This is a genomic window from Streptomyces sp. NPDC046909, assembly GCF_040644695.1.
Classification (GTDB): Bacteria; Actinomycetota; Actinomycetes; order Streptomycetales; family Streptomycetaceae; genus Streptomyces.
Map to the genome: position 1 here is coordinate 766,772 of NZ_JBEYXC010000002.1, position 15,841 is coordinate 782,612.

15 protein-coding genes are annotated in these 15,841 nt (G+C 70.1%); 5 read left to right on the plus strand and 10 right to left on the minus strand.

Features of this window, described 5'->3' with window-relative positions; all coding sequences use genetic code 11:
• Nucleotides 1-7: 7 nt before the first annotated feature.
• A complete protein-coding gene (locus ABZ928_RS07715) occupies nt 8-1,477 on the minus strand; it encodes an aldehyde dehydrogenase family protein (protein WP_361515805.1) in 1,470 nt (489 codons plus the stop codon).
• A 220-nt stretch (nt 1,478-1,697) separates the two neighbouring features.
• On the opposite strand from ABZ928_RS07715, the gene purU reads away from it, so the two are divergent.
• Nucleotides 1,698-2,570 (plus strand): formyltetrahydrofolate deformylase, encoded by an 873-nt coding sequence (purU, locus tag ABZ928_RS07720; RefSeq protein WP_361515807.1) that lies wholly within the window; start codon nt 1,698-1,700, stop codon nt 2,568-2,570.
• A gap of 61 nt (nt 2,571-2,631) precedes the next feature.
• On the opposite strand, the gene ABZ928_RS07725 is transcribed toward purU, so the two are convergent.
• Genes ABZ928_RS07725 through betA form a run of 3 tightly spaced genes read right to left on the minus strand, consistent with a single transcriptional unit; the run spans nt 2,632 to nt 5,985 of the window.
• Complete coding sequence (locus tag ABZ928_RS07725) at nt 2,632-3,465, minus strand: alpha/beta hydrolase (RefSeq protein ID WP_361515809.1); 834 nt, start codon at nt 3,463-3,465, stop codon at nt 2,632-2,634.
• A 15-nt stretch (nt 3,466-3,480) separates the two neighbouring features.
• The gene (locus tag ABZ928_RS07730) at nt 3,481-4,302 is read right to left on the minus strand and encodes a 5,10-methylenetetrahydrofolate reductase (RefSeq protein WP_361515811.1); all 822 of its coding nucleotides are present in this window, start codon (nt 4,300-4,302) and stop codon (nt 3,481-3,483) included.
• A gap of 3 nt (nt 4,303-4,305) precedes the next feature.
• A complete protein-coding gene (gene betA, locus ABZ928_RS07735) occupies nt 4,306-5,985 on the minus strand; it encodes a choline dehydrogenase (protein WP_361515813.1) in 1,680 nt (559 codons plus the stop codon).
• A 275-nt stretch (nt 5,986-6,260) separates the two neighbouring features.
• Here betA and ABZ928_RS07740 point away from each other — a divergent pair, with 275 nt between their 5' ends.
• The 4 genes from ABZ928_RS07740 to ABZ928_RS07755 all read left to right on the plus strand — a co-directional run bounded on the left by ABZ928_RS07740 (nt 6,261) and on the right by ABZ928_RS07755 (nt 10,136).
• Nucleotides 6,261-7,265, plus strand: coding sequence for a sugar ABC transporter substrate-binding protein (locus ABZ928_RS07740; protein ID WP_361515815.1), 1,005 nt, complete (start codon nt 6,261-6,263; stop codon nt 7,263-7,265).
• A 58-nt stretch (nt 7,266-7,323) separates the two neighbouring features.
• The gene (locus tag ABZ928_RS07745; RefSeq protein ID WP_361515817.1) at nt 7,324-8,340 is read left to right on the plus strand and encodes a Gfo/Idh/MocA family oxidoreductase; all 1,017 of its coding nucleotides are present in this window, start codon (nt 7,324-7,326) and stop codon (nt 8,338-8,340) included.
• Nucleotides 8,337-9,203 (plus strand): sugar phosphate isomerase/epimerase, encoded by an 867-nt coding sequence (locus ABZ928_RS07750; RefSeq protein WP_361515819.1) that lies wholly within the window; start codon nt 8,337-8,339, stop codon nt 9,201-9,203. The genes ABZ928_RS07745 and ABZ928_RS07750 overlap by 4 nt, the downstream gene beginning before the upstream one ends.
• 186 nt (nt 9,204-9,389) lie before the next feature.
• On the plus strand, nt 9,390-10,136 hold the full coding sequence (locus ABZ928_RS07755; protein ID WP_361516156.1) for an IclR family transcriptional regulator: 747 nt from the start codon (nt 9,390-9,392) through the stop codon (nt 10,134-10,136).
• A gap of 1 nt (nt 10,137) precedes the next feature.
• On the opposite strand, the gene ABZ928_RS07760 is transcribed toward ABZ928_RS07755, so the two are convergent.
• The 6 genes from ABZ928_RS07760 to ABZ928_RS07785 form a co-directional block, all read right to left on the minus strand.
• Nucleotides 10,138-11,268: an aromatic ring-hydroxylating dioxygenase subunit alpha gene (locus ABZ928_RS07760; protein ID WP_361515821.1), complete on the minus strand. Its 1,131-nt coding sequence runs from the start codon at nt 11,266-11,268 to the stop codon at nt 10,138-10,140.
• 145 nt (nt 11,269-11,413) lie between these two features.
• The gene (locus tag ABZ928_RS07765) at nt 11,414-12,574 is read right to left on the minus strand and encodes an FAD-dependent oxidoreductase (RefSeq protein WP_361515823.1); all 1,161 of its coding nucleotides are present in this window, start codon (nt 12,572-12,574) and stop codon (nt 11,414-11,416) included.
• Entirely contained in the window at nt 12,571-12,933 is a 363-nt protein-coding gene (locus ABZ928_RS07770; RefSeq protein ID WP_361515825.1) for a bifunctional 3-phenylpropionate/cinnamic acid dioxygenase ferredoxin subunit, read from the minus strand. The genes ABZ928_RS07765 and ABZ928_RS07770 overlap by 4 nt, the downstream gene beginning before the upstream one ends.
• A gap of 208 nt (nt 12,934-13,141) precedes the next feature.
• A complete protein-coding gene (locus ABZ928_RS07775) occupies nt 13,142-13,771 on the minus strand; it encodes an MBL fold metallo-hydrolase (protein ID WP_361515827.1) in 630 nt (209 codons plus the stop codon).
• Nucleotides 13,771-14,856: an S-(hydroxymethyl)mycothiol dehydrogenase gene (locus ABZ928_RS07780; protein WP_361515829.1), complete on the minus strand. Its 1,086-nt coding sequence runs from the start codon at nt 14,854-14,856 to the stop codon at nt 13,771-13,773. Before ABZ928_RS07780 ends, ABZ928_RS07775 begins: the two co-directional genes overlap by 1 nt.
• A gap of 131 nt (nt 14,857-14,987) precedes the next feature.
• Complete coding sequence (locus ABZ928_RS07785) at nt 14,988-15,770, minus strand: DUF899 family protein (protein ID WP_361515831.1); 783 nt, start codon at nt 15,768-15,770, stop codon at nt 14,988-14,990.
• Nucleotides 15,771-15,841: the final 71 nt, after the last annotated feature.

A 15,841-nucleotide genomic window follows, 5' to 3' on the forward strand; every position in this document is an offset into this window, starting at 1 on the left:
TCGGCGTTCAGCCGCTGAACCAGCGCTGCGGCCGGGGGTGGATGTTCTGCCAGATGTGTTTGGGCTCTCGGTACTCGTTCAGACCGGTCGGTCCCAGCTCCCGGCCCACTCCCGAATGCCCGAAGCCACCCCATTCCGCTTGCGGCACATAGGGGTGGTAGTCGTTGATCCACACGGTGCCGTGCCGCAGCCGCCGGGCGACCCGCTGGGCCTTGCCGGCGTCCTGCGTCCACACGGCTCCGGCGAGCCCGTACTCGGTGTCGTTGGCGATGCGTACGGCGTCGTCCTCGCCGGTGAAGCGCTCGACGGTCAGCACCGGCCCGAACGACTCCTCGTGGACGACGCGCATGTCCTGGGTGCACCCGTCGAGGACGGTCGGCGGGTAGAAGTGGCCGTTCGCGAGCGCCGGGTCCTCGGAGCGGGCGCCGCCGCAGCGCAGTACGGCACCCTCGGCGAGGCCCGCGGCGACGTACGCCTCGACCTTCGCCAGGTGCGCCGCGGAGATCAGCGCCCCGGTCTCGGCCTCGGGGTCGAAGGGGCCGCCGAGGCGGATCAGCCGGGCCCGGCGGACGACCTCGTCGACGAACCGGTCGTGCAGGGAGTCCTCGACGATCAGCCGGGCGCCGGCTGAGCAGACCTGCCCGGAGTGCAGGAAGACGGCGGTGAGTGCGAAGTCGACGGCGGTCTCGAAGTCGGCGTCGGCGAAGACGACGTTGGGGTTCTTGCCGCCGAGTTCCAGCGCGACCTTCTTCACGCCCGCGGCGGCGGTGGCCATGATGCGCTTGCCGGTCTCCAGGCCGCCGGTGAAGGAGACCATGTCGACGGCTGGGTGCTCGGAGAGGGGTGCGCCCACCTCGGGGCCGGTGCCCAGGACGAGGTTGGCGGCGCCGGCGGGGAGTCCGGCCTCCTCCAGGGCCTTCATCAGCAGGATCGAGGTGGAGGGGGTGAGCTCGCTGGGCTTGAGGACGATCGTGTTGCCGGCCAGGAGTGCCGGGGCGACCTTCCAACTGGCTTGAAGCAGCGGGTAGTTCCAGGGGGTGATCAGTCCGCAGACCCCGACCGGCTCGTACTCGACGCGGCTGACGGCGTCGTCGCGGCCGGTGTCGATGGCGCGGCCGGCGTCGGTGCCCGCGAGGCCGCCGTAGTAGCGGAAGCAGGAGACGACGTCGGCGATGTCGTACTCGCTCTCCACGAGCCGCTTGCCGGTGTCCAGGGACTCGGCGCGGGCGAACTCCTTGGCGTCGCGCTCCAGGATGTCGGCGGTGCGCAGCAGGACCGCGCCGCGCTCGCGCTCGGGGGTGGACGGCCAGGGTCCGGTGTCGAAGGCGCGGCGGGCGGCCTCGATCGCCGCCTCGGTGTCGGGGCGGGTCCCTTCGGAGACGGTCGCCGCGAGGGTGCCGTCAGCCGGACATCGGATGTCCCGGTGCCCTCCGGCCACCGGGTTCCGCCATTCGCCATCCACATACAGGTCTGCCACGCGCCGAGCCTTTCGATGGAACTTCGTTGCGCATCGTGCACCCGATTGCTTGTGGTGGAACACCCTGGCGAATGTCCGGACAGACGTCAAGTGCTTCGCCGATGACGATTTGGCCATGCGATCACTCGGGCGACCCGGCCCTTGACCGGAAGGGGCGCCGAGCCGACTATGTTGCGTATCGCTCACCCTGTTGTGCAATGCGCACCGACGGAGGCCGCACATGTCCCCTCGACCGCACCCCGGCCGCGAATACGTCCTCACCCTCTCCTGCCCGGACAGCGCCGGACTGGTCCACGCCGTCAGTGGCTTCCTCGTCCGGAACTCCGGCAACATCCTGGAGAGCCAGCAGTTCGACGACCGGCTCCAGGGCCGTTTCTTCATGAGGGTCCACTTCGACGTTTCCGATCCCGACATGGACCTGGAACAACTGCGTTACCGGTTCGGTCCGGTGGCCCAGGCGTACGGGATCGACTGGCGGCTGTTCGACGCCTCGACCCCGACCCGCACCCTGATCATGGTGTCGAAGTTCGGGCACTGCCTGAACGACCTGCTCTTCCGCCGCCGCACCGGCGCCCTCAACATCGAGATCCCCGCGATCGTCTCCAACCACCGGGACTTCGAGAAGCTCGCGGACACCTACGACATCCCCTTCCACCACATCCCGGTGACGAAGGAGACCAAGCCCGAGGCCGAGGCCCGGCTCCTGGAGCTGGTCCGCGACCTGGACATCGACCTGGTCGTCCTGGCGCGCTACATGCAGGTCCTCTCCGACGACCTGTGCAAGGAGCTGGAGGGCCGCGCGATCAACATCCACCACTCCTTCCTCCCCAGCTTCAAGGGCGCCCGCCCCTACGACCAGGCCTACACACGCGGCGTGAAGCTCGTCGGCGCCACCGCGCACTACGTCACCCCGGAACTGGACGAGGGCCAGATCATCGAGCAGGACGTGGTCCGCGTGGACCACTCCCTCGACCCCGGTGACCTCGTCACGGTCGGCCGGGACGTGGAGGCACAGGTGCTCGCGCACGCGGTCAAGTGGCACAGCGAGAGCCGCGTCCTGGTGGACGGCAACCGCACGGTGGTCTTCCGCTGACACCGACACACGAAAGGGGCGGGGCCTGAAGCCCCGCCCCTTTCGTATACGGCTTTCCGGCTCAGCCGTGCTCCCGAAGGAACTCCCCCAGCACGCCGGTGAGTTCCGCGGGAGCGTCCTCCTGTACGAGATGACCGGCGCCGCCGATGGGCTCGAAACGGGCGCCTGGAACGAGGCCGGCGAGTTCCCGGCCCTTCGCGACGGGGATCCAGGTGTCGTCCTCGCCCCAGCAGACCAGCACGGGGAGGTCGATCCCGGGATACCGGCCCTGGATCTCGTCGGTGTGCCGCTGGTCGGCCTGGGCGATCTGCCGGTAGAAGGCCGCCTGCCCGGGACCCTCCAGCCACGGCTCGACGAGCCGGTCGAGGACCGCGGGATGCAGCCCGGGACCGCTCGCGGAGCCGACGTACTCGCGCACCAGGGCGGCGTGCAGGGCGGGCGGCAGTCGCTCGAAGACGTCGGCGTGCTCGCCGACGAGCCGGAAGAACGGGGACCCCCAGGGCGCCAGCGCGACCGGGTCCACCAGGGCGAGGGCCCGGTACCGGGCGCCGTGCAGCAGATGGGCCCGCAGGGCGACGGCGCCGCCGAAGTCGTGGGCGACGACCAGGGGTTCCGTCAGGCCCCAGTGGCCGAGAAGTTCCGTGAAGACGCGGCCCTGGGCGGCCAGGGACACGTCCTGCCCGGTGGCCTTCTCGGAGGTGCCGTAGCCGGGCATGTCCCAGACGTACACCTCGTACCGGCGGGCCAAGGAGCGGGCGACGGCGCGCCAGACGTACGACGAGAAGGGCGTGCCGTGCAGGAGGACGACCGGCGGCCGACCGGGCTCTCCGAGCCGGTCCCAGCGGACGTCGCCCGAGGTGCTGGTGAAGGTGCGGGTCAGTTTCCAGTCCGTCATTCTTCTCCCAGAAGTTCAGCCGCCCAGACGGTCCAGCAGCTCGCGGCGCCAGTTCTCCGTCTCGGCGATCTGGTTGAACGTGAACAGGTGCAGTCCGGCCACCTGGGGCGTCACCTCGGTGCGGGTGAGCAGCCGCTCGGGCGAGTAGCCGCCGGGCGCCGCGAACCGCAGGAACCACGAGGGGTGCTTGGCGAGGAACCGCGTCGACTCCCCCACACCGATCTTCGTCGCCATCGCCATCAGCTTGGCACGGTGCACGGGCCCCGCGACGCCCAGATGGACGGGCAGCGTGATGCCGCGGCGCTGTATACGGGCGAGCCACTCCCCCAGGACCCGTGGATCGAAGCAGAGGTTGCTCACGAGATACGTGGCGTGCTCGCGCTTGTCCCACATCGCCTGGACGGTGATGTCGTCGTGGATGAGGGGATGGCTCTCCGGATAGCCGGTGATGCCGACCCGCGCGAAGGGCCCGCCCAGCTCGCTCAGCCGGCGCAGCACCGGCAGCGCGGCGTCGAAGGAGCCGGCGGGCGGGTCGGCGTCCCCGGCGGGGACGAAGACGTCCTCGACACCCGCCTCGCGGAGCCGGTCGACGACCTCCTTGAGATGCGTGTCGTCCCGCAGCAGCCGCGCGGGCACATGCGGGACGACACGGAAGCCGTGCGCCGCGAGCCGGCCGGTGAGGTCGAGGGTCGGCTCCAGGCCCTTGACCGGCGACGCCGTCACGGTGACGACGACGTCGCCCGGCACATGGGCGAGGACCTTCTCCTCGGTGGCCCTCGCGGGCAGCACCTCGTAGCGGACGCGGTGCAGCAGCGCCCTCAGCGCGGTGGCGTCCAAGAGCTACCCGGCCTGCTGCTCGGCGTCGCGGAGCCGGTAGTACGCGGCCTTCGAGGGCGCGAGCGGCTCCTTGCCGAGGATCAGGTCGGCGGCCTTCTCGGCGATCATCATCACCGGCGCGTAGATGTTGCCGTTGGTGACGTACGGCATCACCGAGGCGTCGACGACGCGCAGGCCCTCGACTCCGTGCACCCGCATGCTGGCCGGGTCGACGACGGCCATCTCGTCCTCGGCGGAGCCCATCTTGCAGGTGCAGGACGGGTGCAGGGCGGTCTCGCCGTCCTTGGCGACCCAGTCGAGGATCTGCTCGTCGGTCTCGACGGCCGGTCCTGGCGAGACCTCCCCGTTGTTGAAGGGGGCGAGGGCGGGCTGGTTGAGGAGCTTGCGGGCCACCCGGATCGCCTCGACCCACTCCCGGCGGTCCTGCTCGGTGGAGAGGTAGTTGAAGCGCAGGGCCGGGTGTTCGCGCGGGTCCTTGCTCTTGATCTTCACCGAGCCGATCGCGTCGGAGTACATGGGGCCCACATGGACCTGGTAGCCGTGTCCGCCGGCGGGCACCGAGCCGTCGTAACGGACCGCGATCGGCAGGAAGTGGAACATCAGGTTGGGGTAGTCGACGTCGTCGTTGCTGCGGGCGAACCCGCCGGCCTCGAAGTGGTTGGTGGCGGCCGGGCCCTTCCGGAACAGCCACTGGAGGCCGATGAAGGGGGCGCGCCACTTCGCCAGGTACGGCTGCATGGAGACGGGCTGCTTGCAGGCGTACTGGATGTACACCTCCAGGTGGTCCTGCATGTTCTCGCCGACGCCCGGCAGGTCGTGCACGACGTCGATGCCGAGGGCGCGCAGTTCCTCCGCGTTGCCGACGCCGGAGAGCTGGAGGAGCTGCGGGGAGTTGATCGCGCCGCCGCACAGGATGACTTCCTTGGCGCGGACCTCCTGGAGGGCGCCCTTCTTGCCGCGCTGGTACTCGACGCCGACGGCCTTCTTGCCCTCGAAGAGGACGCGGGTGACGAGGGCGCGGGTCTTGACCGTCAGGTTGGGCCGCTTGCGGACCGGCTTGATGTACGCCTTGGAGGCCGAAAGCCGCCGCCCGCGGTGGACGTTGCGGTCGAACTTGGCGAAGCCCTCCTGCCGGTAGCCGTTGACGTCGTCGGTGGGGGCGTACCCGGCCTCCTCGGTGGCCTTCTGGAAGGCGGTGAAGAGCGGGTTGGTGGCGGGGCCGCGCTCCAGGACGAGGGGGCCGTCGTGGCCGCGGAACTCGTCGTCCGGGTCGGCCGCCAGACAGTTCTCCATGCGCTTGAAGTACGGCAGACAGTGCGCGTAGTCCCAGGTCTCCATGCCGGGGTCGGCGGCCCAGCGCTCGTAGTCCATGGGGTTGCCGCGCTGGAAGATCATGCCGTTGATGCTGCTGGAGCCGCCGAGCACCTTGCCGCGCGCGTGGTAGATGCGGCGGCCGCCCATGTGGGGCTCGGGCTCCGACTCGTACTTCCAGTCGTAGAACCGGCTGCCGATCGGGTAGGTGAGCGCCGCGGGCATGTGGATGAAGACGTCCCACGGATAGTCCGGTCGGCCGGCCTCCAGGACGAGTACGCGGTGGGCCGGGTCGGCGGAGAGTCTGTTCGCCAGCGCACTGCCGGCCGAACCGCCACCGACGATGACGTAGTCGTACTGCACAGGAGCCATGGTGTCTCGTCTCGCTCGCGCCGTAGATATGCGAGGCATGCTAAACCCGGTAGCGCCATACGCACCAGGTTGCGAACCGCGCAACCTCTAGGGCTTGGTTTCGGCGGTGTTACCCGCGCCCGGGCCGCCACCGCCGGAAAGCTTGTCGATACGTCCTGACAAACCTATTGACTTCACTTCGAGGGCGCCACATAGTACGGGCACTAGAGCGCGCTAGTAACGCGCTCCAGTGAACCGCCAGGGACCCTTCTTCAGCACAGTGAGGTGCGAGGGACATGCACAGAAACCACCGAGCCGCCGCTCTGACCGCCACCGTCCTGGCCTGCGCCCTGTTCGCCGCCGGCTGCTCCAGCGGTTCGGGCGGCAAGAAGTCCGAGGAGGACGGAGCGGCGGTCTCCGCGGGCAAGGCGACCACGCCCCGGATGACGGTCGCCATCGTCACCCACGCCTCGCCCGGCGACACCTTCTGGGACCTGGTCCGCAAGGGCGCCGCGGCCGCCGCCGCCAAGGACAACGTCAAGCTCGTCTACTCCTCCGACCCGAGCGCCGGCGCCCAGGCCACGCTCGTCCAGAACGCCATCGACCAGAAGGTGGACGGCATCGCCCTCACCGCGGCCAAGCCGGACGCCATGAAGGACGTCGTCGCCAAGGCGAAGGCGGCAGGCATCCCCGTCGTCGGCTTCAACTCCGGTGTGAGCGACTGGAAGGAGCTCGGCATGCTCGAATACTTCGGGCAGGACGAGAACATCGCCGGGCAGGCCTTCGGCGAACGCCTCGACCAGCTCGGCGCCAAGCACGCCCTGTGCGTCATCCAGGAACAGGGCCAGGTCGCCCTGGAGGCCCGCTGCGCCGGCCTGAAGAAGGGTTTCAGCGGCAAGACGGACACCCTCTACGTCAACGGCACCGACATGCCGTCCGTGAAGTCCACCATCACCGCCAAGCTCAGCGCCGACCCCTCCATCGACCAGGTCGTCACCCTGGGCGCCCCGATCGCCCTGACCGCCGTCCAGTCGCTGTCCGACGCGGGCAGCAAGGCCAAGGTGGCGACCTTCGACCTCAACAAGGACCTGGTCAAGGCCATCCAGGACGGCACCATCGAGTTCGCCGTCGACCAGCAGCCCTACCTCCAGGGCTACTTGGCGGTCGACTCCCTGTGGCTCTACAGGACCAACGGCAACTTCAGCGGCGGCGGCACCGCCCCTGTCCTGACCGGCCCCGCCTTCATCACCAAGGACAACGTCGACGAGGTGGCCGAGTTCGCCGCGAAGGGCACGCGGTGACGCGCAAGCCCGCAGCACGCCGAACTCCTCCCGGTTCAGGACCAGTTGGGAAACAAACATGACCGTACGTGTAGGTGTCATCGGCGCCGGCTGGATCGGCAAAGAGCACATCAAGCGACTGACCGACACCGTCACCGGCGCCCGGGTCACCGCCGTCACCGACATCGACGCGGCCCGCGCCGAGGAGGCGGCGGCGCCGGTCGGCGCCCGGGTGCTGCCCGACGGTGCCGCCGTGGCCGCGGCGGAGGACGTGGACGCCGTCCTCGTGACCTCCTGGGGTCCCACCCACGCCGAGCACGTGCTCGGCGCGATAGCCGCCGGGAAGCCGGTGTTCTGCGAGAAGCCGCTGGCCACCACCGCCGAGGACTGTCTGCGGATCATCGAGGCGGAGCAGGCGCACGGCCGCCGCCTGGTCCAGGTCGGCTTCATGCGCCGCTACGACGCCGGCTACCGGCAGATGAAGGAGGTCATCGACTCCGGCCGGATCGGCGAGCCGCTGATCGTGCACTGCGCCCACCGCAACCCGACGGTCCCGGCGTCCTACACCTCCCCCATGGCCGCCCTGGACACCGCCGTGCACGAGGTGGACGTACTGCGCTGGCTGCTGGACGACGAGATCGTCTCCACCCAGGTGATCACCCCGCGCCCCACCGGCAAGCGGTTCGAGCACCTCAAGGACCCGCAGATCATGCTGTTCGAGACCGCCAAGGGCGTCCGGATCGATCTGGAGGTCTTCGTCAACTGCCAGTACGGATACGACATCCAGTGCGAGGCCGTCGGTGAGGAGGGCCTGGTCCGGCTGCCCGACCCGGCCGCCGTCGGGGTGCGTACCGCCGCCGCGCACCGCACCGGGGTGCTGACCGACTGGGTGGGCCGCTTCCGGGACGCGTTCGACACCGAGTTCCGGGAGTGGATCGCCGGGATCGCCGCCGGCGAGGAGCCCACCGGGCCCTCCGCCTGGGACGGTTACGCCGCCACCGTCATCACCGCCGCGACCGTCGAGGCCCTGGAGTCGGGCCGCGTCGTCACCACCGACCTCAAGCCCCGTCCCGCCTTCTACGGAGGTGCCGCGTGAAGATCGCCCTCGACCCGTACATGTTCCGCGCCCTGCCGATCGACGACATGGTGCGCACGGTCGCCGAACTCGGCTACGAGTACATCGAGTTGTCGCCCCGCGACGACTTCATGCCGTTCTTCCTGCATCCGCGGGCGGACGACGAGCGGGTCGCGGAGCTCAAGAACTCCCTGCGCGCGCACGGCGTCAAGCTGTCCTCCGTGCTCCCGCTCTACAAGTGGTCGTCCCCCGACGAGACCGAGCGGCAGTCGGCCGTCCGCTACTGGAAGCGGATGATCGAGATCACCTCCGACCTCGAATGCCCGCTGATGAACAGCGAGTTCAACGGCCGCCCCGAGCACGCCGCCGAGAGCGAGGCCGCGTTCTGGCGCTCGCTGGAGGAACTCCTGCCGGTGTTCGAGCGTGAGGGCATCGCTCTGAACCTGGAGGCCCACCCGGACGACTTCTGCGAGGAGAACGCCCCGGCGGTCGACCTGGTCCGCGCGATCAACAAGCCCTGGGTGAACTACCTCTACTGCGCGCCCCACTCCTTCCATCTCTCGGGCGCCGACCCGAGGACGGACATCGCGGCGATGCTGCGCCACGCCGGCGACAGGCTCCAGCACGTCCACATCGCCGACTCCTTCGACCACAAGGGCTCCAGCGGGCTCCGCTACATCCTCAACCCGCCCGGCACCACCGCCCGTGTCCACCAGCACCTGGACATCGGCCAGGGCGAGGTCGACTGGGACGCCTTCTTCGGCACGCTCCGCGAGCTGGACTTCGACGGCGTCGCCACGGCCTGCGTGTTCGCCTGGGAGGAACGCGCGCGGGAGTCCTCGGCGTACATGCTCGACCGCATCACCAAGGAGCTCGTCTCCTAGCGGCCGAACGCCCGGATGCTCGCAGGTAGGGGTCGGAAGTCATCAGATATGGGCATCGGCCCCTACCAGGAGAAAAGCCCTGATCAGAGTCTTGAACGTAAACGCGTTGTACCGTACTACGCGTATAGTTTCACTGTGAGCAACTACAGCCCTGACACAGAAACGTCGAATTCACAGGCCGGCGGAGTGCAGTCGGTGGACCGTGCCATCAGCGTCCTGGAGATCCTCGCCCAGCGCGGCGAGGCGGGCGTGAGCGAGGTCGCGGGTGAGATCGACGTCCACAAGTCCACGGCCTTCCGTCTGCTCGGCGCCCTGGAGGCACGCGGTCTGGTCGAGCAGGCCGGTGAGCGCGGCAAGTACCGGCTCGGCTTCGGGATCGTCCGCCTCGCCGGCGCGGTCACCGGGCGCATCGACATCACCCAGCAGGGCCGTCCCGTCTGCGAGCGCCTCGCCGAGGAGATCGGTGAGACGGTCAACATCGCGGTGATGCAGGAGCACTACGCGATCAACCTGTACCAGGTGCGCGGTCCGGGCGCGGTCACCGCCCACAACTGGGTCGGCCAGCTGACCCCGCTGCACGCCACGTCGAGCGGCAAGATCCTGCTGGCCCACGCACCCGCCAAGGAACGCGCCGCGCTGCTGGCCGCCGGCGGTATGAAGAAGGTCACCCCGCGCACCATCACCGCGAAGACGAAGCTGGAGAAGAATCTCGCCGAGGCGCGGGAGCGGGGCTACGCCTTCACCCTGGAGGAGCTGGAGATCGGGCTGCACGCCATGGCCGCCCCGGTCCGGGACCGGGACGGCGTGGTCATCGCGGCCCTCAGCGCCTCCGGCCCCTCCTACCGGTTCACCGAGGAGCGGCTGCACGAGCTCTCCCCGGTGCTGGTCAAGGGCGCCGAGGAGATCAGCCACCGGATGGGCTATCTGGGCTGAGTCACCCGCCGGAGATTCCGAGGCGCTCGTTCACCCAGTCGTGGAAGGCGCCGATGTGGTGCTCGCTGGGCACCAGCACGCCGCCCTTGGCGTACATACGGGAGCTCATGCCGGGCTGGGTGCGTTCGCAGGCGTCGAAGTCCTGCCGGTTGACCCGGTCGAAGAGCTCCACGGACCGGCTGACGTCCTTGCCGCTCTCGACGACATGCGGCAGATACAGCCAGTCGCACTCGACAACCGTGCGGTCCACGGCCACCGGGTACATCCGGTGGAAGATCACATGGTCGGGCACGAGGTTGATGAACACCTGCGGTTTGACGGTGATCGCGTAATAGCGGCGGTCCTGGTCCTCGGCGACGCCCGGGATGCGGTCGAGGCCCTCCGAGCCGTCGACGGTGAATCCCTGGACGTCCGCGCCGAACTCCGCGCCGTGGCCGACGTAGTACTGGGCGGCGTATCCGTCCGCGAACTCCGGGAGCACCTCGGTGAGTTCGGGGTGGATGGTGGCGCAGTGGTAGCACTCCATGAAGTTCTCGATGATGAGCTTCCAGTTGGCCTGGACGTCATAGACGATCCGCTTGCCGACCGTGAGGTTGTCGATGTCGTAGTGCTCGATGGACTCGACGTCCCCGAGCCGGCCGACGATCTCGCCGATGACGTCCTCCTCGAAGGAGGGCGGGTTCTCCGCGAGGCACACCCACACATAGCCGAGCCATTCGCGTACGGCCACGCTGACCAGGCCGTACTCGGTGCGGCCGACGTCGGGCATCTTGGTGAGGTTGGGGGCGGCGACGAGCTTGCCGTCCAGACCGTAGGTCCAGGCGTGGTAAGGGCATTGGAAGGCGCGCTTGACCTCCCCGGTCTCCTCGGTGCAGAGCTTGGCCCCACGGTGCCGGCAGACATTGAAGTAGGCGCGTATCGAGTGGTCGCGGGCCCGGGTGACGAGGATGGACTCGCGGCCCACGTCGACGGTGCGGAACGCGCCGGGTTTGGCGAGTTCGGAGGCGCGGGCCACGCAGAACCACATGGTCTCGAAGATGCGCTCCTGCTCCTGGGCGAAGATCCCGGGATCCGTGTAGGAGGAGCCGGGGAGGGTGGCGATCAGACTGTCCGGCAGGCTGGTCGAGGTCACGGTGCACTCCTCGGGAGGACGTCGGGGAGGGGGCGTTCACGCGGGGTCGTTCACGCGCCGGGGAGGGCGAGGCCGGACCGCGTTGTGCATGGAGCAACGCTGCGTACCATGTGAAACCGCAGCATGGGATGGCGCCGGGGCGCTGTCAAGACACGGCGGCGAGCTGCTTGCGCAGCCGGGTGAACAGCCGCGGCTGGTTCATCCCGAGCACGGCGACCGGATCCCCGGCCCGCCGGTAGACGGCCAGGACATCGCGGTCGTCCGCGCTGCCCGCCTCGATCGTCACACTGTCCGCGGCGGCCGCGTGACCGGCGAACTGGATCTTCACGCCGTACTGATCGGACCAGAAGTACGGCGGCCTGGGCACCCCTGGTTCCACCGCGCCCCCGGCCAGCAGCGCGGCGACGGCGGCGGCCGGGCGTTCCAGCGCGCCGGTCCAGTGCTCGACCCGGTGATGCCGGCCCGCGCGCGGGTCGTACCAGTTGGCGCAGTCGCCGACGGCGACCACCCCGGCGAGGCTGGTACGGCCGTCCGCGCCGCACTTCACGCCGTTGTCGAGCGCGATGCCGGAGCCCTCCAGCCACTCGACGCACGGCCGTGCGCCCACCCCGACCACCACGATGTCGGCGGGGATGCTGCGCCCGTCCTCCAGCAGGACGGCGTCGACGCGGGTCTCCCCGCTCAGCCCCTTGACGCCGGCCCCGCACAGCAGCCGTACGCCGTGGTCGCCGTGGAGACCGGAGACGACGGCCCCCATGGCCTCGCCGAGCGGCCCCGCGAGCGGGGTCGGGGCGACCTCCACGACGGTGACGTCCAGACCGAGGGTGTACGCCGTGGAGGCGACCTCGGCGCCGATGAAGCCGCCGCCGATCACCACCAGCCGTCCGCCCAGGGCCAGTTCGTCCCGCAGGGCGCGGGCGTCGTCGAGGGTGCGCAGGGTGTGCACCCCGGCAAGGCCCGCGGAGCCGGGCAGGGTGCGGGCGGCGGCGCCGGTCGCGATGACGACACCGTCGGCCTGAACCGCGCTTCCGTCGGTGAGCCGGACGGCGCGCGCGGTGTGGTCGAGTCCGGTGGCGCGGACGCCTAGCAGCCACTCGGCGCCCAGGTCCTCGCCGTCGGTCTCCAGGGCGAGTTCGGCCTCGCCGAGGGTGCCGGCGAGGAACTCCTTGGACAGCGGCGGCCGGTCGTAGGGGCGGTGGAGCTCGTCGCCGATCAGGACCAGCCGACCGTCGTAGCCCTGCTTCCGCAGCGAGCGCGCCGCCGACAGTCCGGCCAGCGAGGCGCCGACCACGGCGACGGTCCTCACGCGGGACCTCCGGCGAGCCGGGCGGCGACGCAGGGCGGCAGATTGGGGGCCTCGGTGGAGACCCGGACATAGATCGTGCCGTCCTCGACGACGACCTCGTGCGTCCGGACCGGAAGCCTGGCGGGCGGGGAGTCGACCGCACCCGTCCGCAGGTCGAACTTCGAAGCATGCAGCGGGCATTCCACCTCGCAGCCCTCCAGCCAGCCGTCGGCGAGCGACGCGTCCTGGTGGGTGCAGGTGTCGTCGATGGCGAAGAGCTCGCCGTCGTCGGTGTGGAACACCGATACCGGCGGATCGATGTCGAGCCGGTGGGCCTCGCCTCGCGGAAGGTCCTCGAGACGGCACGCGGGAATCATCATGACACCTCGGTGCGTATAGCGAAACGGATTGCGATTGACGCAACGCCAGTCTGCGGGCCGCTCCGAACCGTTGTCAAGGCGTCACCGGGCCTCGTTCGCACCGGTGTGCGGACGGCTGTGCGGGCAGCCCGAAGCGCCCGGGCCACCTGCGGAAACAGGCGGAACGGGCGCCATGGGGAGGGCCGTAGGAAAGGTCCTGGCAGAGACCTCAGAAGCCGCGGTCGATCCACTCCGCCAGCTGCGGGGCCTCGGCGGCGACGGTGGTCGTGTCGCCGTGCCCGGTGTGCACGACGGTGTCTCCGGGCAGCGTCAGCAGCCGGTCCCGGATCGACTCGATGATGGTCGGGAAATGGCTGTACGACCTTCCGGTCGCCCCCGGCCCGCCCGCGAACAGCGTGTCGCCGCTGAACAGGGCCGTCAGCGCCGGCGCGTACAGGCAGACCGCGCCGGGGGCATGGCCTGGCGTGTGCAGCACGGTCAGTTCCACGCCCGCCACCACGATCCCCTGGCCGTCGGCCAGTTCGGCGTCCGGGGCCCGGTCGGGATGGGTCTGCTTCCACAGCGGCAGGTCGTCCGGATGGAGGAGGACCGGGGCGCCGGTGCGGGCCGCGAGGGCGGGGGCGGCGTCGATGTGGTCGTTGTGCGCGTGGGTGCACACGATGGCGCGCACGGCACGGTCGCCGACGGCCTCGGCGATGGCGTCGGCGTCATGGGCGGCGTCGATGACGATCACCTCGGTGTCGTCGCCGACGATCCACACGTTGTTGTCGACGTCCCAGGTGCCGCCGTCGAGGCTGAACTGCCCGGAGGTGACGAGGTGTTCGACACGGGCGGCCATCAGAGGATCACCACCGAGCGCAGCACGTCGCCGTGGTGCATCCGCTCGAAGGCCTTCTCCACCTCGTCCAGCGCGATGGTCTCGGTGACGAAGGCGTCCAGGTCGAGCCGGCCCTGGAGATAGAGGTCGATGAGCATCGGGAAGTCCCGGGAGGGCAGGCAGTCGCCGTACCAGGAGGACTTCAGGGAGCCGCCGCGCCCGAAGACGTCGAGGAGCGGCAGTTCCAGCTTCATGTCCGGCGTGGGCACACCGACCAGCACGACGGTCCCGGCGAGGTCGCGGGCGTAGAAGGCCTGCTGGTACGTCTCCGGGCGGCCGACCGCCTCGATGACGACGTCGGCGCCGAAGCCGCCGGTCAGTTCGCGGATCGCCTCGACCGCGTCCGTCTCCTTGGAGTTGACGGTGTGGGTCGCGCCCAGCTTGCGGGCGGTCTCCAGCTTCCGGTCGTCGATGTCCACGGCGATGATCTTCGCGGCGCCCGCCAGCTGGGAGCCGACGACGGCCGCGTCGCCGACCCCGCCGCAGCCGAGGACGGCCACGGTGTCACCACGGCCGACGTTGCCGGTGTTGATGGCGGCACCGATGCCCGCCATCACCCCGCAGCCCAGCAGCCCGGCGGCGGCCGCGGAGGCGGCCCGGTCGACCTTGGTGCACTGTCCGGCCGCGACCAGCGTCTTCTCCGCGAACGCGCCGATGCCCAGCGCCGGGGCGAGTTCGGTGCCGTCGAGCAGGGTCATCCTCTGCGTGGCGTTGTGGGTGTTGAAGCAGTACCACGGGCGCCCGCGCAGACAGGCGCGGCAGTTCCCGCACACGGCACGCCAGTTGAGGATGACGAAGTCGCCGGGGGCGACGTCGGTGACGCCCTCCCCCACCGACTCCACCACACCGGCGGCCTCGTGCCCCAGCAGGAACGGGAAGTCGTCGTTGATGCCGCCCTCGCGATAGTGCAGGTCCGTGTGGCAGACCCCGCACGCCTCGACCTTCACCAGCGCTTCCCCCGGACCCGGGTCGGGCACGATGATCGTCTCCAGGCTGACGGGGGCGCCCTTGCCCCGCGCGACGACTCCACGGACCTGGTGCGACATGGCCACTCCTCGACTGGTCGGGACGCGAATCAGATGTTGCTCATTACGGCACGCATCTCATGTGTCGCAACACAGCATCGTGGAGTGCAGACCCTTGGTCAAGCAGTGTGCCGGTGGCTCGCGCGCTCCTCTCAGTGACAGTGGCCGTGCCGCCCGAGCGTCTCCACCGGGGTCGCGCCGGGGCGGGACCACTGCGGTGTGGGGCGGCCGGTCGGCCCCCAGGTGGGATTCCCGTCCGCGTCCATGCGCCAGGACCAGCAGGCGCCCTGCCCCTTGGGCCAGCCCTCGGGGTTGTCCTCCCAGGTCTCGCCCCGGCCGTACGGCGTCATGTCGAGCAGGCCCATGGAGCTGTTGACCCGCTCGTTGCCGCGGCCCGTCGTGGAGTAGGTGAGGAACACGCGGTCGCCGTCGCGCAGATAGCTGGTCAGGAAGCCCATGTCGCCGCCGGCCGGTCCGGCCACGTCCCGCACCGAGTACCAGGGCTGGGTGTACCCCATGAACGCGACGAAGGGCGCCACCTCCTCCCACGGCCCGGTGGTCAGGACCGCGAACGACACGCCGCGAGCGTTGAGGTAGACGGCGTCGTCCAGGTGCCAGGCGGTCGTGGTGCAGCCCTCGCACTGCCCCTGGTGCGGCGCCCCGTCGTACCACATGTGCTTGTAGACGACGAGTTCCTCGCGCCCCTGGAACAGCTCCAGGAACGGGACCGGGCCCTCGGCCCCGACGATCTCGACCGTCCCGTCGAACTCCACCATCGGCAGTCGGCGCCGGGCCGCGGCGATGGCGTCGCCCTCGCGGGTGTGGGCCTTCTCGCGGACCAGGAGCTCATCACGGGCGGCCTGCCAGGTGGCCAGGTCGACGACGGCCGGGCGGCCGGGCAGTTCGGGGGTCGGGGCGTCGGGTGCGGTCGGCATGGGGTCCTCCGGGATGACGGGTGACGGGTGTCAGGTGACGGATCGGGTGACGGGGGCGTCGTACGACGGCC

Bases quoted from the DNA above. Each gene is read 5' to 3' on its own strand.
- ABZ928_RS07770 (WP_361515825.1), bottom strand. From the start codon at position 12,933: ATGATGATTCCCGCGTGCCGTCTCGAGGACCTTCCGCGAGGCGAGGCC.
- ABZ928_RS07725 (WP_361515809.1), bottom strand. From the start codon at position 3,465: ATGACGGACTGGAAACTGACCCGCACCTTCACCAGCACCTCGGGCGAC.
- ABZ928_RS07740 (WP_361515815.1), top strand. From the start codon at position 6,261: ATGCACAGAAACCACCGAGCCGCCGCTCTGACCGCCACCGTCCTGGCC.
- betA (WP_361515813.1), bottom strand. From the start codon at position 5,985: ATGGCTCCTGTGCAGTACGACTACGTCATCGTCGGTGGCGGTTCGGCC.
- purU (WP_361515807.1), top strand. From the start codon at position 1,698: ATGTCCCCTCGACCGCACCCCGGCCGCGAATACGTCCTCACCCTCTCC.
- ABZ928_RS07745 (WP_361515817.1), top strand. From the start codon at position 7,324: ATGACCGTACGTGTAGGTGTCATCGGCGCCGGCTGGATCGGCAAAGAG.
- ABZ928_RS07785 (WP_361515831.1), bottom strand. From the start codon at position 15,770: ATGCCGACCGCACCCGACGCCCCGACCCCCGAACTGCCCGGCCGCCCG.
- ABZ928_RS07775 (WP_361515827.1), bottom strand. From the start codon at position 13,771: ATGGCCGCCCGTGTCGAACACCTCGTCACCTCCGGGCAGTTCAGCCTC.
- ABZ928_RS07780 (WP_361515829.1), bottom strand. From the start codon at position 14,856: ATGTCGCACCAGGTCCGTGGAGTCGTCGCGCGGGGCAAGGGCGCCCCC.